Below are 19072 nucleotides of genomic sequence, written 5' to 3'. Positions count from 1 at the left end.
AAGCGCTTGAGGTCTGTTCTGATGGGGACATGACCACGTTGACCATCCAGGACGTCTCCCGGCAGAGCGGGCTGAGCGAGCCGACCCTTCGGTACTACGAAGAGGTCGGCCTGCTCGGCCCCATCGCGCGCGACGAGCGCAGCGGGCACCGGCGGTACGCCGAGGGCGACCTCGACGCCGCCCAGGTGCTCGCCTGCCTGCGCGCCATGGGCGTCGGGATCGAGGACATGCGCACGTACCAGGCGAACCGCCGGCGCGGGCGCGATGCGGCGGGCGAGCAGCGAGACATCCTGCTTCGGCACGCCGACCGCGTCGAGGAGCAGATCGCGACGCTCCGCGTGCACCTCGACTACCTGAGGGTGAAGGCCGCCCTGTGGGATGCGCGGGAGCAGGCGGACTCCGCCGCCGAGGCTCAGGCGCATGCCGAGCTCGAGACCATCCTTCCCCGACTCGAGGAGACCTTCCGATGACTTCCCGCACCCCGACCATCCTCGTCACCGGCGGCACCGGCTACCTCGCCACCCGCCTGCTGGCCGACCTGCTGGCGTCCGGCGCCGCGGTCCGCGCCACCGTCCGCTCGCTCGACCGCGCGGACGAGGTCCGCGACGCCGTCCGCCGCGCGGGCGTCGACGACGGCGGCCTGTCGTTCGTCGCCGCATCCCTCACCGAGGACGAGGGTTGGGCCGACGCCCTCGCCGGCATCGAGGAGGTTCACCACACCGCTTCGCCGATGATCCAGACGGCCGTGCCGGAGGAGGTCGTCGTCCCCGCCCGCGACGGAGCCCTCCGGGTGCTGCGGGGCGCCCGCGATGCCGGTGCGCGCCGCGTCGTGCTCACGTCCTCCTTCGCTGCGGTCGGCTACTCGCCGAAGCCCGTGCGCGACTACGACGAGAGCGACTGGACCGACCCCGCCACCCCCGGCCTCCCTGCCTACCCGCTGTCGAAGGCGGTCGCCGAGCGCGCCGCGTGGGATTTCATCGAGCGGGAAGGCGGCGACCTCGAGCTGGTCGCCGTCAATCCGACGTGGATCGCCGGCCCGACCCTGACAGCCTCCGCACGGTCGTCCCTCGCCGTCTTCACGGGGATGCTCGACGGCACGATGACGGCAGTCCCGCGGCAGCGCTTCGGCATGGCGGATGTGCGGGACGTCTCGGCGGCCCACCTCGCCGCCATGTCCACCCCGAGCGCCGCCGGCAACCGCTACCTGGTGCTGGCGGACGGACCGACGATGACCTTCCTCGACGTCGCGAACGTGCTGCGGGAGCAGCTCGGCGACCTCGCCGCCCAAGCCCCCACCGAGGAGCTGCCCGGCGACGAGCCCGCACCCCTCGTCATCCACAACGAGCGCGCGAAGCGGGAACTGGGCCTCCGTCCGCGTCCCGCCGTCGAGACGATCGTGGAGACGGCCGAGAGCCTGCGCGATCTCGGGCTGCTGGCCCATCGGCAGCGGGGCTGATCCCAGCCCCTCGTCGATCCTCGCCGGCAAGCGAGGCGGGGAAGGCGATCCGAGTCGGCGTGTGCGGGTTGATAGGTACGGGGCCGGGGTATAGCGTATACCCGTAGGGGGTACTTCCGCGGCGATAGCTCACCTCGTCCATCTCGACCTCGAACCGAAGGAAACACATCATGTGCAGCACCACGTCCACGCACGGCGACCTCGGTCTCACCGACAAGAACAGCGCCTGCACATGTGGCTCGGACGCACACGGACACGCCACCGCGGCCTCATCCTCGGCGGCCATGGCGGCCGTCTCCGTCGACTATCTCGTGAGCGGGATGACCTGCTCGCACTGCGTCGCCAGCGTCACCGAAGAGCTGGGGGCGCTTGATGGCGTCGAGGCCGTGAGGGTCGACCTGAAGGCGGGCGGCACCTCCACGGTCACCGTCTCCTCGGCCGCGCCTTTCGACACGGACGCCGTCCGCGCTGCGATCGACGAGGCAGGATACTCGCTGGTCTCGGCATGAGCGCGGGAACGGTCGAACTCGAGATCGGCGGGATGACGTGCGCCTCCTGCGCCACCCGGATCGAGCGCAAGCTCAACCGGATCGAGGGCGTCGAGGCCACTGTCAACTACGCCACCGAGAAGGCCCGGATCACCGCCGACGGCGTGGACACCTCCACGCTGATCGCCACCGTCGAAGCGGCCGGTTACACCGCCGCCGTCCCGGCACCGCCTCTCGACGAGGCACCGGCCGTATCCGCCGCCGACCGGGAGACGGAAGAGCTGCGGCGGCGCCTTCTCATCTCGGCAGCGTTGACCGTGCCCGTCGTCGCACTGTCGATGGTGCCGCTGCTGCAGTTCACGAACTGGCAGTGGCTCGCTCTGACACTCGCCGCACCCGTGGCGGTCTGGGGCGCGTGGCCGTTCCACCGCGCCGCGTGGGTGAACGCCCGCCACGGCGCAGCGACGATGGACACCCTGATCAGCGTCGGCGTCATCGCCGCCTTCGGGTGGTCGCTGTACGCGTTGTTCTTCGGCATGGCCGGCCGGCCCGGCATGCACATGACCTTCCAGTTGATCGCCGAACCCGGCTCGGGTGCGAGCGAGATCTACCTGGAGGTCGCCTCGGCGGTCACCGTCTTCATCCTCGCCGGCCGCTACTTCGAGGCCCGCGCGAAGCGAGAGTCCGGCGCGGCGCTTCGGGCCCTGCTCGAACTGGGCGCCAAAGACGCCTCCCTGCTCACCGACCGAGGCGAGTCACGGGTGCCCGTATCCTCCCTCACCGTCGGAGATCGCTTCGTGGTCCGGCCCGGTGAGAAGGTGGCGACGGACGGACGGGTGGTCGAGGGATCCTCTGCGATCGACATGAGCATGCTGACCGGCGAGTCCGTCCCGGTCGAGGTCGCCCCGACCGATCACGTGACCGGAGCGACGCTGAATGTCGGCGGGCGCCTGGTGGTCGAGACGACGGCGGTCGGCGCGGACACCGAGCTGGCTCGTCTGGGTCGCCTGGTGGAGGAGGCCCAGACCGGAAAAGCGGAGGCGCAGCGGCTGGCCGATCGGGTCTCCGCGATCTTCGTGCCCGTCGTGATCGGCCTCTCAGTGCTGGCGCTCGTGCTCTGGCTGGCGCTCGGCGCCGGCGTCGAGGCCGCGTTCACCGCGGCAGTGGCGACCCTCATCATCGCGTGCCCGTGCGCGCTCGGCCTGGCGACCCCGACGGCGCTGCTGGTGGGGACCGGCCGCGGCGCTCAGCTCGGCCTGCTCATCCGGGGTCCCCAGGTGCTGGAGCAGACCCGCCGCATCGACACCATCGTGCTGGACAAGACCGGCACGATCACGACCGGCCGGATGAGCCTCACCGACGTGCACATCGCCGAGGGCGAGGAGGAAGGCACCGTTCTCGCACTGGCCGCCGCCGCCGAAGACGGCTCCGAGCATCCCGTCGCGCGGGCGATCGTCGAGGGCGCCCACCGCCGCGGGATCCCGCTGCTGACGGCGGAGTCGTTCCGTTCCGAGCAGGGCCTCGGCGTGGAGGCCGTCGTCGACGGCCGCCATGTCACCGTCGGGCGGGCATCGTGGCTGGCCGACGCGTGGGCGCTCGAGGTGCCCGTGGAGCTTCTCGAGCAGATCAGTGATGCCGAGCGCGAGGCCACGACCGCCGTGACGGTCGCGTGGGACGGCGCGGTGCGTGGCGTCGTGGTCGTCAGCGACACGATCAAGGAGTCCAGCGCAGCGGCGATGGCCGAGTTCCGCCGGCTCGGGCTGACCCCGGTGCTGCTGACCGGCGACAACGCGGGTTCCGCGAACGCGGTCGCGGAACGCGTCGGAATCGTGGATGTGCGCGCCGGCGTCACACCGCAGGGAAAGCTGGATGCCATCAGGCAGCTGCAGCAGGACGGCCACGTCGTCGCGATGGCGGGCGACGGCGTCAACGACGCAGCGGCACTGGCGGCCGCCGACCTCGGGATCGCCATGGGAACCGGCACCGACGCGGCGATCGCCGCCGGCGACATCACCGTGATGAGCGGCGATCTGCTGGCCGTCGGCGACGCCATCCGGCTCGCCCGCCGCACGCTCGGCACGATCAAGGGCAACCTGTTCTGGGCGTTCGCCTACAACGTGGCGGCGATCCCGGTCGCGATGCTCGGCCTCCTGAATCCGCTCCTCGCCGGGGCCGCGATGGCGCTCTCCAGCGTCTTCGTCGTCACCAACAGCCTGCGGCTCAGGCGGTTCCGAGCGGCGAATCGGTGAAGATGGAGTGTGAAGACCGTCATCGTCACCGCACATCCCGAGCCTGATTCGCTGACCAACCGGATCGCGCACCGACTCGCGAGCGCGTTGGACCCGTCACCGGTCGAGATCGTCGACCTGGCCGCCGAGGGCTTCGACCCTCGCTTCACCGTTGCCGACCGCCGCACGTACCTGACCGGCGAGCACGTCACTCCGGACGTGGCCGCGGAGCAGCGGAGACTGGATGAGGCCGACCAGCTGGTCCTGGTGTTCCCGGTTTATTGGTGGTCGATGCCGGCCCAGCTGAAGGGGTGGATCGACCGCGTCTTCGTCAACGGATGGGCGTTCACCGTCGACCCCGATCACGGCATCCGTCGCAACCTCGACCGGCTCACCATCCACCTCATCCCGATCGCCGGCGACGACGCGGGAGTGTACGAACGGCACGGCTACGAGCAGGCCCTCCGAACGCAGATCGAGCACGGCATCATCGACTACTGCGGCAGCCGCCGAGGAGCGACCGCGTTCGTGTACGACTCGGAGCGGGAGGATGCGGCGGCGCGTGAGCGGGTCATCGACGAAGCCGTGAGCGCCGTCCGGCGGGCGATCGATGCTCAGCGCGAGGCTCTCGCGAACGAGAACGGCGGCCGATGATCAGCCGCCGTTCTCGAGTCCGCGTCGGGTGAGCTCTATCCGGCGAGCGAGGCCGCTCCGGCGCTCTGTGCGATGTGGCGGCCCGAGTGCACGGCCTCCTCTTCGGCGGCCTGCTTCAGTTGCGCCGCCGCGTCGGCGAACGCGTCGAGAGCAGGGTTGACGCCGACGAGCGTGAAGGGCCGCTGGACGACCCGGAGGTCGAGTCCCCAGACATCCTGGAGGACGCGGCGAAGCCAGGCGGTGGAGTGGTCCCATCCCTCTTTGGGAGTCCCAGGCGCGTAGTTGCCGCCCAGGACGGTGACGAGCGTGGCCGGCTTGCCACGCAGTGCCGTGCCCGTGGGGTTGGTCCGGGGATCCGTGTACACCAGGTCGAACCAGGTCTTGAAATGCTGCGAGACACCGTAGTTGTAGAGGGGAACGGCGAACACCAGCGCGTCCGCGCTGACCAGCTCGTCGGCCAGCGCGGTCGCAAGGCTGTGCGCTGCGCGCTGACGATCCGTACGATCCGACTCCGCGATGGCGCCCGAGGTGACGACGTCGGCCCACGCCGTCGCAGGGATCGGCTCTGCGGCGAGGTCGCGGCGGACGACCCGGGACTCGGGATGCGTGGACAGCCATTCGGCTTCGACCAGGTCGGCGAGCGAACGGCTCGCAGAGGTGGCCGGTGTGATGCTGGCGTCCAGTCGGTACAGCTCCATGCTTCTCCAATCACTTTGTACTAGTCACTCTTAAAAACATAGCGACTATGCGAACTGTAGCATGCGTAGAATTGGAGCATGGACGCGCCCGAGCACGATGTCATCCGCTGTGATGCTGCCGTCACCCTCGCGTTCTCCGTCCTCGGCAAGCGGTGGAACGGGATGATCGTGTCGGCTCTCGGCAGCGGCGCCTCCACCTTCCGCGGAGTGAGTCACGCCGTGCCGGGAATCAGCGACGCCGTGCTCTCCGACCGCCTCGCAGACCTGGCCGAAGCCGGCCTCGTCGTCCGCACGGTCACACCGGGCCCGCCCGTGACCGTCTCGTACGGCCTCACCGACAGCGGCAGCCGTCTGCTCCCGATCCTCGACCAGCTCGGCGAGTGGGCCGTCGGAAACCTCACCGCGCGCTCCTGATCTTCGGGGCGGGCTCGGCGTTGGAACCTTTCCCGCCCATCGGACACTAGGGGATATGCACAACGCTGGTTTGGACGAGGCGGACGCCTGGTCCCGGGCGCGAGACGGGGACCCCGACGCGTTCACGTCGCTGTTCGACAAGCATCGCGACCGCGTCTTCGGCCACGCTTTGCGGCTGGTGCGCCAGCCGCACGACGCCGAGGATGTCACCGCGGTCGTCTTCCTGGAGGCCTGGCGCCGTCGGGACGCCGTACGCGTCGTGGACGGCTCCATCATCGCCTGGCTGCTGGTTACGGCGAACAACACCGTCCACAACCTGGAACGAGGCAAGCGCCGCTACCGTGCAGCGCTCACCCGCATGTCCGAACCCGGTCGCACGCCCGACCACGCCGACGACGTCGCCGAGGACCTCGACAACCGGGAGCGGGACCGACGCGTCCGTGACGCGTTCGCCACCCTGTCCACCGCCGATCAGAACGTGATCACGCTGTGCGTGCTGGAAGAGCTTCCCCTGGCCGAAGCGGCCCGCACTCTCGGCGTCCCCGTCGGGACGGTCAAGTCCCGGCTCTCCCGCGCCAAGCGCCGTCTCGGCGATCTCACCCTCGTCTCCGAACCGATCCACCCCGCCCTCGAAGGAGGTGCAGAATGACCGCCACCGGACCCGCCTTCGACCCGGCGCGCAGCGCCATCCTCCGCGACATCCTCCACGAGACGGTCGCCACTGCACCGCCGCGTCCCTCACGCACGCGTTTCGCTGTCGTCGCGGGCCTCGTCGGTGCGGCCGCTCTCCTCGCGGGGGGAACCGCCGCGCTCGCACTCAGCGGCGCCTTGCACTTCGGGTCACCGGACGTCCCGCCCCCGCCGGCCCCGAGCACCACTCTCACGCCCACCCCGACTCCGACGCCGACTCCGACCCCCACGAGTCGACCGATCGCCGTTCAGACGACGCCGATCCAGCGGCACGACGTCGACCAGCTCGGAGCGGCTTCGTGGTCCCTCGACCTCCCGGGCACGGGACGGTCGTGCGAGCAGCGCGACATCTACGACATCGCGGACGGCCTCGCCCTCGTCCAGCTGGGAGCGCACGTCGTGGGCGACGGCAGCCCCGATTGTCAGGACGACCTGCAGCACGTCTCGCTGTCGCTCGTCGACACCCAGCGGGGTACGGCCATCTGGTCGCGTGAGTGGAGCTGGCGTGCAGCGCCCATGTACGACGTCGACGTGATCGTGCTCGGCACGTCCGGACGGGTTCTCGTCGCCGACCAGATCTTGGGGGACGGACCGCACGAGGTCATCGACCTGGCCACCGGCAGGACTGAGGGCGAATTCGCGGGTCAGACAGCCGACATCATCCTCAACGCGGTGGCCGTGCCGGGTGATTCCGGGGACATTGTCATGACCACTCCCGGCGCGATCGTCCGGGTCGATCCTCGTGACGCACAGACGCCTCGCTGGTCCACCGCCATCTCCGGAAAGTCCTCCTGGGTCTACCCGCCGGCGGGAGAGACCGACTTCCTTCCTGTCAGCATCGCGTTGAACGAGCCCTACCCCAACGGCTACCCGTACGAGGACGCGCGCATCGATCTCGAGACGGGACGGCTGGATTCCGGATGGAGCATCAACGCCTACCTGAACACCGAAACCCACCCGGCTGTGGTGTCGAAATACGAGGCTTCTGGACTGCCCGTCGAGCTGACCGGTCTCGACTCTTCGGGAGGGACGACCTGGGTCAAGCAGCTACCCTCGGACTCCGACACCTTCGTCGTCCGCTCGCTGACCGGGACTCCCGGTGCGGACACGAGGTATTCCGGCGCGACGGATCTCATCGCTGTCGTGTCCACATCGGAGCTCACCATTATCGACTCCAGCTCCGGGACTGCCCTCTGGACGGCGGCCGCGACTCGCTGCGGTCTGGTGACCGACGCTGGGCGACCTTCGCCTCTGGTCACTGTTTTCCTGGATAGCGAGCACGACGCCATCATCGTCCAGCACGACGGCACCGGGACCTGCACCTTCGCAGCGTCGACGGGCGCTCCGCGGCCGCTGCCGGATGTCCCGAGCGGTTCCGCGCTCTTCTTCGGGCCGGAGAACACGTACGTCTTCTCCAACGAACCGACTGGCCACCTTGTCGCCTATGACCGGCAGTCGGGCGCGAAGCTGTGGAGCTCCACCGCCGTCTACCCGGGCTCCTGGTCCTTCGCGGGAGGCTACCTGGTGCGCCTGGACGGCGACCGGTTGACGCCGGCAGGCTGAGTCGGGGACGGGGGCCTCCGAGGACCCGTCTGAGCGTCTCGTCACAGGGCTTTTTCGCCGGCGTCGACGACGCAGAAGCGATTGCCGTCAGGGTCGGCCAGCACGACATAGTCGGCATCGTCCTCGTAGTCCCAGTCGACCTCCCGGGCACCGAGCCCGATCAGCCGCTGAACCTCCGCGGCCTGATCCGACGCGTAGAGGTCGAGGTGATGCCGCGGACTCGGATTCGCCTCGCTGGCGACCTGCTTGATCGCGAGCTGTGGACCCGTCGCGCGGTCCGCGCTGCCCTCCGCCGGCCCCAGCAGAGCCCAATCGTCGTCGGGTTCCCGGAGCGGACTGTAGCCGAGTGCCGCGCACCAGAACTCGACAGCGCGCGGCACATCCCGAGCACCCCACACGATCGAGCCGATCCGGATCACATCCCCACCCTCCGCTCGCGGTCAGCGGACCGCAAGGGGCGCGTCGGCAACGCCTCCATCGATGGCGCCTCTAAAGACCGGCTTGCTCGGCCATTCGCTTCGCTATGCGCCCCATCGAGTCGATGAGCCTGTCACGGCGCCGGTTCGCTTCTTCACCAGAGAGCCCTGACTCAGGCAGAGGATCGACCACTTCGAGGGGCGCTCAGGCGCGGTCGCAGGTGAAGGTACGTGGGTCGCGGGAACCGTTTCTCGGGTTCGGACATTATCGAGATGTGAGAAGCGATGACATCGATGAGCCGGCCCTGCTGGCGCGCGCTCGAGAGGGCGATCCGGATGCGTTCGGCGACCTGTTCGACCTGCACCGCGACCGCGTATTCCGTCATGCCCTGCGTTTGACGCCGTCGGTGCACGACGCCGAGGACGTGACCGGGATGGTGTTCTTGGAGGCGTGGCGGCGGCGCGAGGTGATGCGCGATGTTGACGGCTCGGTCATCGGGTGGCTCCTGGTGACCGCGAACAACGTCAGCCGGAACTTCTCCCGTTCACGACGCCGCTACCAACACGTGCTCACCGTTCTGCCCAAGCAGGAGAACGCGCCCGATCACAGTGACGCGGTCGACGACCGGCTGGATTCGGACCCGCGGCGGAGCGCTCTGCGGTCGGCGCTTCCGCAGTTGTCACGGAGAGACCAGGACATCCTCTCGTTGTGCGTCATCGAGGAACTCAGCACGGCCGACGCCGCAGCGGTGTTGCAGATCCCTCCCGGCACCGTGAAGTCACGCCTCTCGCGGGCCAAAGCCCGGCTGGCCGGTCTGCTCCGTGAAACGACCCCGCTTGTCTCGATGGAAGGAGACTTCCGATGAATGACGACATCCGCTTCGACAGTGGCCGGAGTGCCGCCTGGAGGAACGCCATCGTGGAGGCCGCCCGCGCGGACCGAGCCGGGCGAACCAGTACGCGCAAGCGAGTGGCGCTGATCGTCGGTCTGGTCATCGCGGCGCTTCTCGTATCCGGTGGTGGTGTCGCTTACGCGCTGAGCGCCCACCTCCTCACGCCCGCCACGGCACCGATGGTCCACACCGCGACTCCGGAGGTTCGAGACACGGAGCCTCCGTCCGTCACCCCCGCTCCGACCCCGACACCGACGCCGACACCGACGGAGACATCGGCACTGTCGACGGCCGACTACACCGTGCTGGGCTTCGATGCCGTTCAGCTTCGAGACCTCTGCCAGGAAGCAGTTCGAACTCAGTACGCGAGTTGGGAGCAGACCAGTCCTGGTGTCACCGAGTTCGGGCCCCTCACTCCCGACACCCTGAGAGACGCTCAGGAGGACGGCACGGGTCACGTAGCGATCTTCGCGTCCTCGGTCGGGAACAATGAGGGCGGCCAGCCCCAAGTGTGGATCTGCGAGTTCAAGGGCGACCCGACGAACCCGGAGCTCATCTATGCCTCGTTCCCGGACAGATGACGAAACGCTGAAGCGTGAACCGAGTTGTGCAGGCAGGCTCAATCGCCACCGCGCGAAAACCCCCGGAATCGTTGAGATTCCGGGGGTTTCAATCGGCGGAGACGGAGGGATTTGAACCCTCGGTCCCCTTACGGGGACTCCACCTTAGCAGGGTGGTGCACTAGGCCTGACTATGCGACGTCTCCAGCGCGACCGCGAACGGACGCACGACAGCCATCATAACGGACGCCACGGGGATGCCCGGACACGGTTCTCTCAGGCGCCGACGGGGACGTGCTGCGTCACGGTTCCGAGGATCTGGCTGACGAGCAGGATCGACCAGACCGTCGCCAGGACCATCGTGACGACGTACGCCGCGATCGCCACCCAGAGGGGCGCCAGCCCGCGGCCGTCGGCGACCTTGCGCACGATGACGCTGCGACCGATCGGGTAGACGATGCCGAGGAACGACCACGCCCAGTGGAAGGGTCGCTCCATTCCGCGTCGGACGAGCTCGCGGTAGTCCAGCCAGGAGAAGACGATCGTCGCTGCCGAGATCAGCCAGCTCACACCCAGTACCACGAAGTACAGCGGGCCGCCGAGCAGGGCGAACGGGTCCGTCAGGACCACACCGGAACCGTCGGGCGCGGTACGGAACATCGCCTGCGGGTGCAACAGGAACAACAGCAGTCCGGTCACCACCGGTGCGACCGCGACCAGCCAGATCCACACCGTGTACACCGGGGTGCCCGGCGCGAGCGGGCGACGCGGCGGAGGCCCGTACGGGGACGGCGCCGCGTACGGAGACGGCGCTGCCGGTGCGAGCTGGTCGCCCCAGCGGGAGCCGTCCCACCAGCGGAGCGCACCGGACCCGTGGGGGTCCGGGTACCAGCCCGCGGCGGGAGGGATCGGGTCGGTCATCGTCGGATCAGGAGTCGTGGCCGACGGCGGGCTCGCCGACGAACTGGTGCGACTCGCTCGCGAGCTCCGGCCAGTCCTCGGTGTCGGCGATCCGCACCCAGGAGCCCTTGGCCTCGCTGCGGCCGGCGGGCACCGCGGTGGCGACGTCGCGGCCGATCAGGTCGTCGGCGCGACCGGTGGGGAGGTCGACCACGAGGTCCGTACCGTCCAGATAGGCGAACAGGCGGCCGTGCACGTGGAGCCCGGTGGCGGTCACCGACACATCCAGGTCGGGGTCCTCCAGCAGCTGTGCCGCAAGCAGCTCGAACGACGGTACGGGGCTGTCGGTCATGCGAATCCTCTCCCTCTGCGCTCCGTGTGGGGCACGCTCGAAACACTACCCGGTCGCCACATGGTCAGCCGAGGAGTGCCTCGTGGGCGACCTCGAGCAGCCGCGAGTTCCGGAACTCCTCGTGAGCCGTCACCGTGAGGACGGCGCCGTGCGCGTCGTCGACGACGACGTACTGCCCGTACCGTCCGTCGAATCGCCACAGGCCCGACGGGCCCTCCCAGGTCGCGATGCCGTAGTGAGCGGAGGTGCCCTCGCTGCCGGTGTCGCGCCAGTCGGCGTGCATCCCGTCGATCCAGGCGGCGCTCACGATCCTCGATCCGCGCCACTCGCCGCGGTCGCGCAGCACGCGTCCGATGCGCGCGAGCTCCTCGGTGCGCAGCTGGAGGCCGCTGCCCGCGACGATCCAGCCCAGCGGGCACCGCATCCACTGCGGGTTGTCGATTCCCAGGGGATCGAACAGCCGCGGGAGCAGCCAGTCGCGCACGTCGCCCACAGCAGCGCCGAGCATCCGCATGGCCACGTAGGTGCTGGCGTCCGAGTAGAGGAAGTGCTCCCCCGGACCGCGGGTCGGGAGGCGGAGCATCTCCTGCGCCAGGTCGGCGCCCGGCACCGGCTGATCGCCGAACCACTGGAAGTCGATGCCGCTCGACATGGTCAGCAGGTGGCGGAGCGTCACCGTTCCCACCCCGTCGCCGAGCTCCAGTCCGGGGAGCGCCTCCGCGACGGTCGTGTCGAGGGTCAGCACGCCTTCATCGACCGCGATGCCGGCGGCCAGCGCGCTGACCCCCTTCGACACGGAGTACACGTTCACCCGGTCGTCGCTGCGCCAGCGGTGGTCCGCCTCGTCGTCACCCACCAGGGCGTGGGCGCCGTACGCGCCCAGCCCTTCCCGATCGACGGTGCCGACGAAGCGGTCCAGAAGCTGGTCGGCGACAGTCATACCCTCATTCTGACGGCGCCATCGCCTCGAGAGCGATGTTCAGTTGCAGGACGTTGACGGTCGGCTCCCCCAGGTAGCCGAGGTCGCGCTGCTGGACGTGCTTCTCGACGAGGGCGCGCACCCGGTCGGCGCTGATGCCTCGGGCCTTCGCCACCGCATCCACCTGGAGCAGCGCATACGCCGGCGAGATGTGCGGGTCCAATCCCGAGCCGGATGCGGTCAGCGCGTCGGGCGGGATCCGGCCGGCGCTGACGCCGTCCACCTTCTCGATGACCTTCGCCCGCTCGTCGATCGACTTCCGGAGGTCCGGGTTGTTCGGTCCGAGGTTGCTGCCGCTGGACGCGCCGCCGTCGTACCCTTCGCCCGCCGCAGACGGCCGGGACTGGAACCACTGCGGCAGCGGGTTCCCCTTCTCATCGGTGAAGGACTGACCGAGCAGACTCGAGCCGACGACCGTGCCCTGCGCGGTGACGGTCGAGCCGTTCGCCTGCGCGGGGAGGGTGAGCTGGCCGATCCCCGTGACCACCAGCGGGTAGGCGACGCCGAGGACGACGGTGAAGATGAGCAGTCCCCGGAGGGCGACCCAGTACTGGCGCCCGGTTCCCCGTGTCGAAGCATTCATGATGAGTTCCGTTCTGATTTCTAGAATCCGGGGATCAGGCTGACGACGACCAGGTCGATCAGCTTGATGCCGATGAAGGGGGCGATGATGCCGCCGAGGCCGTAGATCAGGAGGTTGCTGCGCAGCAGGGCCGAGGCCGAGGCGGCCCGGTAGCGGACACCGCGCAGCGCGAGCGGGATCAGGATGACGATGATGATCGCGTTGAAGATCACCGCCGACAGGATCGCGGACGACGACGAGTGCAGCTGCATGATGTTGATCGCCTGCAGCCCGGGGAACACTCCGACGAACATCGCCGGGATGATCGCGAAGTACTTCGCCACGTCGTTCGCGATCGAGAACGTGGTGAGCGCGCCGCGGGTGATGAGCAGCTGCTTGCCGATGCGGACGATGTCGATCAGCTTGGTGGGGTCGGAGTCGAGGTCGACCATGTTGCCCGCCTCCTTCGCCGCCGAGGTGCCCGTGTTCATCGCGACGCCGACATCCGCCTGCGCGAGCGCCGGAGCGTCGTTCGTGCCGTCGCCCGTCATGGCGACGAGGTTGCCGCCCTCCTGCTCTTTGCGGATGAGGGCGAGCTTGTCCTCGGGGGTCGCCTCCGCCAGAAAGTCGTCGACTCCCGCTTCGGCGGCGATCGCGCGGGCGGTCACCGGATTGTCGCCCGTGATCATCACGGTGCGGATGCCCATCCGGCGCATGTCCGCGAACCGCTCGGTGAGCCCCGCCTTGACGATGTCCTTCAGGTAGATCACGCCGAGGATGGTGGCCTCCCCCGTCGCCGATTTCGTTGCGACCGCCAGAGGGGTGCCGCCGGCTTCGGAGATGTGGAGCACCTTCTCGTCGAGATCGCCGAGGATCGCGGAGGCGACGGGAGTGGACTCCTGCGCCCACGCGACGACCATCGACGCCGCCCCCTTGCGCACCTGGGACCCGTCGGCGAAGTCGACGCCGCTCATCCGGGTCTGCGCGGTGAACGGCACCACCACGCCGTCGAGAGTTCCGGCCTGGACGAATCCCTGCTGTTCGGCGAGCGCGACCACCGAGGAGCCCTCGGGGGTGGGGTCACTCAACGATGCCTGCGCAGCCGCCTTCACGAGCGCACGCTGGTCGACGCCCTCAACCGCCGTGAACTCCGCGGCCTGGCGGTTGCCGTAGGTGATGGTGCCGGTCTTGTCGAGGAGGAGCGTCGTCACGTCACCGGCCGCCTCCACCGCACGCCCCGACATCGCGAGGACGTTGTGCTGCACGAGCCGGTCCATCCCGGCGATACCGATCGCCGACAGCAGCGCGCCGATCGTCGTCGGGATGAGACACACCAGCAGGGCGACCAGAACCGTGACGCTCGGTGCGGCGTTCGCGAACCCGGCCGTGGGGCCGAGCACCAGGACGACGACGACGAACACGATCGTCAGCGCCGCGAGCAGGATGTTCAGGGCGATCTCGTTGGGCGTCTTCTGCCGTGCCGCGCCCTCGACCAGCTTGATCATCCGGTCGACGAAGGTCTCTCCGGGCTTGCTGGTGATCCGCACCACGATCCGGTCGGACAGCACGCGGGTGCCACCCGTGACCGCGCTGCGGTCGCCGCCCGACTCGCGCACCACCGGAGCGGACTCGCCCGTGATGGCCGACTCGTCGACGGAGGCGATGCCCCAGACGATGTCGCCGTCGCCGGGGATGAGTTCCCCGGCCGTGACGACCACCACATCCCCCAGGCGGAGCTCGGCGGAGGGGACCTGGGTCACGGATGCGGCGAGCGCCGAAGCATCCGACTCCGGGTCGTAGTCGGCGACCCGGTTGGCGACGGTCGTGGTCCGCGTCTTGCGGAGGCTGGCGGCCTGCGCCTTGCCGCGGCCCTCGGCGACCGACTCCGCCAGGGTGGCGAAGAGCACGGTGAGCCACAGCCAGACGGCGATCGCCCAGGTGAAGGCGAGCGTGGTGACCGTGCCGCCGGAGGTCTGCCGACCGAGGAACGGCTCGGCGATGGCCAGGATCGTGGTCAGCGCAGCGCCGACCTCGACGATGAACATGACCGGGTTGTGCCACATGTCGCGCGGGTCGAGCTTGCGGAACGCGCCAGGGAGCCCGGCCCAGAGCTGCCGGACGCCGAACGCGCCGGTCGGTGTCTTGGCTCCAGTGGGCGCCTTTCCGCCGTGGGGCTGGTTCTGGCCGCGGTCCTCGGCGGTGTCGGTGAGAGTGGACATGATCAGTGAAGCCCTTCCGCCAGGGGACCCAGCGCGAGAACGGGGAAGTAGGTGAGTGCGGCGACGACGACGACCACGCCGACGACGAAGGCGACGAACAGAGGTCGATGCGTCGGGAGGGTGCCGGTCGTGGCGGGCACCTTGTCCTGAGCCGCGAGCGAGCCGGCGAGCGCCAGGACGAACACGATCGGCAGGAATCGGCCGAGGAACATGGCCGTGCCGAGCGCGGCGTTCAGCCAGGGCGTGTTCGCAGTGAGTCCGGCGAAGGCCGACCCGTTGTTGTTCGCCGCGGAGGTGAACGCGTAGAGCACCTCGGAGAAGCCGTGCTGTCCGGGGTTCCAGATCGAGACCTTCTCGACGTTGTCTTTGATCGCGGGGATGGCGAAGCTGAGCCCGGTGCCGAGCAGCACCAGTGTCGGCGTGATCAGGATGTACAGGCTGGCCAGCTTGATCTCCCGCGAGCCGATCTTCTTCCCCAGGTACTCCGGGGTACGACCGACCATCAGACCGGCGAGGAAGACGGAGATGATCGCGATGATGAGGATGCCGTAGAGCCCCGCGCCGATACCGCCGGGGGCGAGCTCGCCGGTCATCATGTTCAGCATCGTCATCATCCCGCCGAGAGGCGTGAAGCTGTCGTGCATCGAGTTCACCGCGCCGGTGGAGGTCAGCGTGCTCGTCGTCGCGAAGAAGGTGGATCCGAGGATGCCGAACCGCTGCTCCTTCCCTTCGAGCGCGCCGCCCGCGGCCTGAGTCGCCGTCCCGGACCCCTGCAGCTCGAGGAGGGTGAGCGCGACGAGGGAGACGACGAAAATCGCGGACATCGCGCCGAGGATGGCGTAGCCCTGACGGTTGTCGCCGACCACCCGGCCGAAGGTGCGCGGCAGCGAGAACGGGATCAGCAGCATGAGGAAGATCTCGATCAGGTTGGTCCACGCCGTCGGGTTCTCGAAGGGATGCGCCGAGTTGACGTTGAAGAACCCTCCGCCGTTGTTCCCGAGCAGCTTGATGACCTCCTGCGACGCCACCGGTCCGCCGGGGATCGTCGCCGATCCAGCCGTCAGCGTGGTGACGCTGGTGAAGCCGTTGAAGTTCTGGATGACGCCGCCGACGATCAGGATGATCGCGAACACCACCGAGAGGGGCAGCAGGATGCGTAGCACGGCGCGGGTCGCATCCACCCAGAAGTTGCCGATCGTGCCGGACCGGTGAGCGGCGAATCCACGGACCAGCGTGACGGCGACCGCGAGCCCGACGGCCGCGGAGAGGAAGTTCTGCACCGCCAGACCGGCGATCTGCACCGTGTACCCGACGGTCACTTCCGGCGAGTAGGACTGCCAGTTGGTGTTGGTCACGAATGAGATCGCGGTGTTGAACGACAGCCCCTCGGGAACCGCGGGCAGCCCCAGCGAGTACGGGAGGACGGCCTGCGCGCGCTGCAGTGCATAGACGAGCAGCACGCCGAGGATCGAGAACGCGAGGACGCTGCGCAGGTAGACCGGCCAGCTCTGACCCACGCGGGAGTCGACTCCGATGATCCGGTAGAACCCGCGCTCGATCTTCAGGTCTTTGCGGGTGGTGAAGGTCGCAGCCATGTAGTCGCCGAGCGGGCGGTATGCGAGGCCGAGCAGGAGGACGAGCGTGGCGAGGAAGGCCACGAACAGCCAGAACGTATCCATCGAATCCGGCATCGCTAGAACTTCTCCGGCTTCAGCAGGGCGTACACGAGGTACGCGACCGAGGCCAGGGCCGCCGCGGCCGCCAGCAGGTCGAAAAAGATCACAGCTTCTCCACCCCTCGGCCGACCAGGGCGACGATCGCGCCCAGCGCGACGATGCCCACAACGCACATGAGGTCCAACACGGAATCACTCCATCCGGGTCAACCGCCGCGCCGATGTCCGGCGGGGCGGTGAGGACTGGCGGCACGCCAGAACCCCGGACCTATGTAAGTGCGGTAGGGAGCGCCGGACGGCGGTCCTAACGCGATCCATACGGCGCGCGCCGGAGTCCTAACGCTTTCCCTCCGGTGTCAGCGCCGTGTCACGTCGACCGTTCCCGTCGGAGCGACCCATCACGACCGGCGAGCCGGAGCGCCGCGGGAGGCCAGGGCGTACGCCGGGATGGCGACGCCTGCCACCACGATGTGCATGAGAGCGAGCGCCAGAACTGCTCCGGACGTGGTTCCCGGAACGAAGCGCAGCACTGCCAGCAGCACGTCCGGCACGAAGGACGCGACGACGACGATCGGGACGATGATCGTCAGTGCACGCCGCGGGTTGCGGGCGCGGCGACGGATCAGAACCCATCCCACCCAGCCTGCGACGACTCCGAGCACGGTCATCGACACGTAGGCGGGAACGGTCAGCGGGCCGTAGGCGGACGAGACACTCAACGCGTGGGCGACGGACGCGATGACGGCGTTCAGGCCGATCGCGATCAGTGTCGCTGCAACGAGGATGATCGCCGCGCGAGCTTTGGATGCGGACGCCACCGGGGTGAGGGTCTGCGTCGTCATGAGTACCTCCGTGCAGTTCGGTTACGGTTCCGAGTGGTACCGTAATGGAGTTACGGTACCGTCAATTCCCGAAAGGTACAATGGCCTCCTATGTCCGACACCTCTGCGAACCCGGTGGGCCGGCCGCGCGATCTGGAGCTGGAGTCCCGCATCCTCTCGGCGACGCAGGATCTGCTCATCGAGATCGGCTACGGCGGCACGACCATCGCAGCGGTCGCGGAGCGGGCGCACTGCGGAAAGTCCGCCATCTACCGCCGCTGGGAGACGAAGGCGGACCTCATCGTCGCCGCAGTCCGGGCGTCCCAGCCCCGATCAACGCCACCCGACACGGGCTCGCTGCGCGGCGATCTGCTCGCCGCAGCCCTGCACTTCGCCGGGTCCGACGAGCGCTCCGGCCGGGTGCTCGCCAGCCTGCTGAGTGCGATCGGCGGCGATCCGGCGCTGTACGAGGCGGCGTACCGAGAGGTCGGTCAGCCGCCCGTTCAGGCACTGGCCGCGGTCATCGAGCGGTGGATGGCGGAGGGCACGGTCCGAAAGGATGTTCCCGCCGGACTGATCGCGGGCATCGTGCCGACCGCGGCATTCGGAAGCGTCGTCCTCCGGAAGCAGTACCTGGATCGGGAGGCCGTCACCGAACTCGTGGACCACGTCCTCCTGCCGGCCCTGCTTCGCCCGTGAGCGACCCCGGCATACGGGCGACGAGGCGTTAGCGGACTTCGCCAGTCGTTGCGGCGATCACCGACACCGACACGCCACCGCCGGACGACCGCACCCTCCACACGCTGCCGCTGCCCTCGACCCGAAGACCCTTGTCGCCGACGATCAACACGGTGCGCTCGTCGACGCCGAGCCCACCGTCGGTAAGCTCGGACTCCACGGCGGCGACCAGTCTCGAGAGCGTGCCGCGCTGTGCCACGTGCGCGTCGACCGAACCGTCGACGAGTCCGATGCCCGGCGCCACCTCGAGTTCGATCCCCGGCTCGGACGGATCCTCCGGGCAGACGAGCACGCCGTGGATGCGGGACCCGCCGCCGAGCGCTCGCTCAGCTGCCACCATGGCACCGGCCGAGACGCCGAGATAGGGCACGCCCGCAGCGACCAGGCGGCGGAGCTCGCCGAACAGCGGTTCGAGCCCCTCCCGCACGGCTTCGACGATGCCGCCGCCGACCAGGATGCCGTCGACCTCGGCGATCGCGCTCGGCGACAGCTCCTCACCGCCGTACGAGCTCGTCACATGCACCTCGACCTCACCGGCCGCCGCGAGCACCCGGCGGAGCACCTCGGCCCGCTCCGGACCGCCGGGATGGATCGACACGATCGCGATCCGAGGCACCGCACGTCCGTCAGCGTGGGCGCGTGCGGTCGCTTCAGCGAGGAAGGGCGCGTACAGCGGCGCGTCTGACGGTTCCAATGCACCGCCGCCGACGAGGTGGACGCTCATCCCGCAACTGTACGGCGTCTCGCGCCGCGGGATACCAGACCG

At 69.1% G+C, this 19072-nt stretch carries 22 protein-coding genes and 1 tRNA gene; 11 read left to right on the top strand and 12 right to left on the bottom strand.

From position 1 onward, the window contains the following. Positions 1 to 29 precede the first annotated feature (29 nt). From ACF1AJ_RS14950 to ACF1AJ_RS14930, 5 genes are all read left to right on the top strand, one after another. On the top strand, positions 30 to 470 hold the full coding sequence (locus ACF1AJ_RS14950; protein ID WP_391508051.1) for a MerR family transcriptional regulator: 441 nt from the start codon (positions 30 to 32) through the stop codon (positions 468 to 470). Continuing rightward, the gene (locus tag ACF1AJ_RS14945; protein WP_391508050.1) at positions 467 to 1456 is read left to right on the top strand and encodes an NAD-dependent epimerase/dehydratase family protein; all 990 of its coding nucleotides are present in this window, start codon (positions 467 to 469) and stop codon (positions 1454 to 1456) included. The genes ACF1AJ_RS14950 and ACF1AJ_RS14945 overlap by 4 nt, the downstream gene beginning before the upstream one ends. 170 nt (positions 1457 to 1626) lie before the next feature. After that, complete coding sequence (locus ACF1AJ_RS14940; protein WP_391508049.1) at positions 1627 to 1965, top strand: heavy-metal-associated domain-containing protein; 339 nt, start codon at positions 1627 to 1629, stop codon at positions 1963 to 1965. After that, complete coding sequence (locus tag ACF1AJ_RS14935) at positions 1962 to 4193, top strand: heavy metal translocating P-type ATPase (RefSeq protein ID WP_391508048.1); 2232 nt, start codon at positions 1962 to 1964, stop codon at positions 4191 to 4193. The genes ACF1AJ_RS14940 and ACF1AJ_RS14935 overlap by 4 nt, the downstream gene beginning before the upstream one ends. Positions 4194 to 4202: 9 nt before the next feature. Beyond that, a complete protein-coding gene (locus ACF1AJ_RS14930) occupies positions 4203 to 4826 on the top strand; it encodes an NAD(P)H-dependent oxidoreductase (RefSeq protein ID WP_391508047.1) in 624 nt (207 codons plus the stop codon). 35 nt (positions 4827 to 4861) lie between these two features. On the opposite strand, the gene ACF1AJ_RS14925 is transcribed toward ACF1AJ_RS14930, so the two are convergent. Continuing rightward, a complete protein-coding gene (locus tag ACF1AJ_RS14925; RefSeq protein WP_391508046.1) occupies positions 4862 to 5524 on the bottom strand; it encodes an FMN-dependent NADH-azoreductase in 663 nt (220 codons plus the stop codon). A gap of 78 nt (positions 5525 to 5602) precedes the next feature. On the opposite strand from ACF1AJ_RS14925, the gene ACF1AJ_RS14920 reads away from it, so the two are divergent. The 3 genes from ACF1AJ_RS14920 to ACF1AJ_RS14910 are packed head-to-tail and all read left to right on the top strand — an operon-like array spanning position 5603 to position 8191. Continuing rightward, the gene (locus ACF1AJ_RS14920; RefSeq protein WP_391508045.1) at positions 5603 to 5938 is read left to right on the top strand and encodes a winged helix-turn-helix transcriptional regulator; all 336 of its coding nucleotides are present in this window, start codon (positions 5603 to 5605) and stop codon (positions 5936 to 5938) included. A 55-nt stretch (positions 5939 to 5993) separates the two neighbouring features. Continuing rightward, positions 5994 to 6587: an RNA polymerase sigma factor gene (locus ACF1AJ_RS14915; protein ID WP_391508044.1), complete on the top strand. Its 594-nt coding sequence runs from the start codon at positions 5994 to 5996 to the stop codon at positions 6585 to 6587. Then, complete coding sequence (locus tag ACF1AJ_RS14910; protein WP_391508043.1) at positions 6584 to 8191, top strand: PQQ-binding-like beta-propeller repeat protein; 1608 nt, start codon at positions 6584 to 6586, stop codon at positions 8189 to 8191. The genes ACF1AJ_RS14915 and ACF1AJ_RS14910 overlap by 4 nt, the downstream gene beginning before the upstream one ends. Positions 8192 to 8232: 41 nt before the next feature. Here ACF1AJ_RS14910 and ACF1AJ_RS14905 read toward each other — a convergent pair whose 3' ends face one another. Beyond that, positions 8233 to 8610, bottom strand: a complete 378-nt coding sequence (locus ACF1AJ_RS14905; RefSeq protein WP_391508042.1) for a VOC family protein — start codon at positions 8608 to 8610, stop codon at positions 8233 to 8235. A 272-nt stretch (positions 8611 to 8882) separates the two neighbouring features. Here ACF1AJ_RS14905 and ACF1AJ_RS14900 point away from each other — a divergent pair, with 272 nt between their 5' ends. Then, entirely contained in the window at positions 8883 to 9473 is a 591-nt protein-coding gene (locus ACF1AJ_RS14900) for an RNA polymerase sigma factor (protein ID WP_391508041.1), read from the top strand. After that, positions 9470 to 10081, top strand: a complete 612-nt coding sequence (locus ACF1AJ_RS14895) for a hypothetical protein (protein ID WP_391508040.1) — start codon at positions 9470 to 9472, stop codon at positions 10079 to 10081. Before ACF1AJ_RS14900 ends, ACF1AJ_RS14895 begins: the two co-directional genes overlap by 4 nt. A gap of 96 nt (positions 10082 to 10177) precedes the next feature. Here ACF1AJ_RS14895 and ACF1AJ_RS14890 read toward each other — a convergent pair. From ACF1AJ_RS14890 to ACF1AJ_RS14850, 9 genes are all read right to left on the bottom strand, one after another. After that, positions 10178 to 10266 (bottom strand) — tRNA-Ser (locus ACF1AJ_RS14890). Positions 10267 to 10336: 70 nt separating this feature from the next. Beyond that, positions 10337 to 10981, bottom strand: coding sequence for a DUF2510 domain-containing protein (locus ACF1AJ_RS14885; protein WP_391508039.1), 645 nt, complete (start codon positions 10979 to 10981; stop codon positions 10337 to 10339). 7 nt (positions 10982 to 10988) lie between these two features. Continuing rightward, positions 10989 to 11312, bottom strand: a complete 324-nt coding sequence (locus ACF1AJ_RS14880) for a hypothetical protein (protein WP_309855012.1) — start codon at positions 11310 to 11312, stop codon at positions 10989 to 10991. 64 nt (positions 11313 to 11376) lie between these two features. After that, complete coding sequence (locus ACF1AJ_RS14875; RefSeq protein ID WP_391508038.1) at positions 11377 to 12252, bottom strand: serine hydrolase domain-containing protein; 876 nt, start codon at positions 12250 to 12252, stop codon at positions 11377 to 11379. 4 nt (positions 12253 to 12256) lie between these two features. Next, positions 12257 to 12874: a K(+)-transporting ATPase subunit C gene (kdpC, locus tag ACF1AJ_RS14870; RefSeq protein WP_391508037.1), complete on the bottom strand. Its 618-nt coding sequence runs from the start codon at positions 12872 to 12874 to the stop codon at positions 12257 to 12259. Positions 12875 to 12894: 20 nt separating this feature from the next. Further along, positions 12895 to 15072: a potassium-transporting ATPase subunit KdpB gene (kdpB, locus tag ACF1AJ_RS14865; protein WP_391508036.1), complete on the bottom strand. Its 2178-nt coding sequence runs from the start codon at positions 15070 to 15072 to the stop codon at positions 12895 to 12897. A gap of 2 nt (positions 15073 to 15074) precedes the next feature. Continuing rightward, positions 15075 to 16763 carry a potassium-transporting ATPase subunit KdpA gene (kdpA, locus tag ACF1AJ_RS14860; RefSeq protein ID WP_391508035.1) on the bottom strand — a complete coding sequence of 563 codons (1689 nt, stop codon included), beginning with the start codon at positions 16761 to 16763 and terminating at the stop codon, positions 15075 to 15077. Between the two features lie 2 nt (positions 16764 to 16765). Next, positions 16766 to 16855 (bottom strand): potassium-transporting ATPase subunit F, encoded by a 90-nt coding sequence (locus ACF1AJ_RS14855; RefSeq protein ID WP_309855020.1) that lies wholly within the window; start codon positions 16853 to 16855, stop codon positions 16766 to 16768. A gap of 290 nt (positions 16856 to 17145) precedes the next feature. After that, positions 17146 to 17589 carry a DUF6069 family protein gene (locus tag ACF1AJ_RS14850; protein ID WP_391508034.1) on the bottom strand — a complete coding sequence of 148 codons (444 nt, stop codon included), beginning with the start codon at positions 17587 to 17589 and terminating at the stop codon, positions 17146 to 17148. A 90-nt stretch (positions 17590 to 17679) separates the two neighbouring features. Between ACF1AJ_RS14850 and ACF1AJ_RS14845 the strand changes: the two genes are divergently transcribed. After that, positions 17680 to 18267: a TetR/AcrR family transcriptional regulator gene (locus ACF1AJ_RS14845; RefSeq protein ID WP_391508033.1), complete on the top strand. Its 588-nt coding sequence runs from the start codon at positions 17680 to 17682 to the stop codon at positions 18265 to 18267. Between the two features lie 28 nt (positions 18268 to 18295). Here ACF1AJ_RS14845 and ACF1AJ_RS14840 read toward each other — a convergent pair whose 3' ends face one another. Continuing rightward, positions 18296 to 19030 carry a Type 1 glutamine amidotransferase-like domain-containing protein gene (locus ACF1AJ_RS14840; RefSeq protein WP_391508032.1) on the bottom strand — a complete coding sequence of 245 codons (735 nt, stop codon included), beginning with the start codon at positions 19028 to 19030 and terminating at the stop codon, positions 18296 to 18298. Positions 19031 to 19072: the final 42 nt, after the last annotated feature.

The organism is Leifsonia sp. NPDC014704, from assembly GCF_043083605.1.
Classification (GTDB): domain Bacteria; phylum Actinomycetota; class Actinomycetes; order Actinomycetales; family Microbacteriaceae; genus Leifsonia.
The sequence above is the reverse complement of the archived record's forward strand: the minus strand, read 5'-3'. Positions and strand labels throughout refer to the sequence as shown.

Bases quoted from the DNA above. Each gene is read 5' to 3' on its own strand.
- ACF1AJ_RS14950 (WP_391508051.1), top strand. From the start codon at position 30: ATGACCACGTTGACCATCCAGGACGTCTCCCGGCAGAGCGGGCTGAGC.
- ACF1AJ_RS14945 (WP_391508050.1), top strand. From the start codon at position 467: ATGACTTCCCGCACCCCGACCATCCTCGTCACCGGCGGCACCGGCTAC.
- ACF1AJ_RS14940 (WP_391508049.1), top strand. From the start codon at position 1,627: ATGTGCAGCACCACGTCCACGCACGGCGACCTCGGTCTCACCGACAAG.
- ACF1AJ_RS14935 (WP_391508048.1), top strand. From the start codon at position 1,962: ATGAGCGCGGGAACGGTCGAACTCGAGATCGGCGGGATGACGTGCGCC.
- ACF1AJ_RS14925 (WP_391508046.1), bottom strand. From the start codon at position 5,524: ATGGAGCTGTACCGACTGGACGCCAGCATCACACCGGCCACCTCTGCG.
- ACF1AJ_RS14920 (WP_391508045.1), top strand. From the start codon at position 5,603: ATGGACGCGCCCGAGCACGATGTCATCCGCTGTGATGCTGCCGTCACC.
- ACF1AJ_RS14915 (WP_391508044.1), top strand. From the start codon at position 5,994: ATGCACAACGCTGGTTTGGACGAGGCGGACGCCTGGTCCCGGGCGCGA.
- ACF1AJ_RS14910 (WP_391508043.1), top strand. From the start codon at position 6,584: ATGACCGCCACCGGACCCGCCTTCGACCCGGCGCGCAGCGCCATCCTC.
- ACF1AJ_RS14895 (WP_391508040.1), top strand. From the start codon at position 9,470: ATGAATGACGACATCCGCTTCGACAGTGGCCGGAGTGCCGCCTGGAGG.
- ACF1AJ_RS14885 (WP_391508039.1), bottom strand. From the start codon at position 10,981: ATGACCGACCCGATCCCTCCCGCCGCGGGCTGGTACCCGGACCCCCAC.
- ACF1AJ_RS14880 (WP_309855012.1), bottom strand. From the start codon at position 11,312: ATGACCGACAGCCCCGTACCGTCGTTCGAGCTGCTTGCGGCACAGCTG.
- ACF1AJ_RS14875 (WP_391508038.1), bottom strand. From the start codon at position 12,252: ATGACTGTCGCCGACCAGCTTCTGGACCGCTTCGTCGGCACCGTCGAT.
- kdpC (WP_391508037.1), bottom strand. From the start codon at position 12,874: ATGAATGCTTCGACACGGGGAACCGGGCGCCAGTACTGGGTCGCCCTC.
- kdpB (WP_391508036.1), bottom strand. From the start codon at position 15,072: ATGTCCACTCTCACCGACACCGCCGAGGACCGCGGCCAGAACCAGCCC.
- kdpA (WP_391508035.1), bottom strand. From the start codon at position 16,763: ATGCCGGATTCGATGGATACGTTCTGGCTGTTCGTGGCCTTCCTCGCC.
- ACF1AJ_RS14850 (WP_391508034.1), bottom strand. From the start codon at position 17,589: ATGACGACGCAGACCCTCACCCCGGTGGCGTCCGCATCCAAAGCTCGC.
- ACF1AJ_RS14845 (WP_391508033.1), top strand. From the start codon at position 17,680: ATGTCCGACACCTCTGCGAACCCGGTGGGCCGGCCGCGCGATCTGGAG.
- ACF1AJ_RS14840 (WP_391508032.1), bottom strand. From the start codon at position 19,030: ATGAGCGTCCACCTCGTCGGCGGCGGTGCATTGGAACCGTCAGACGCG.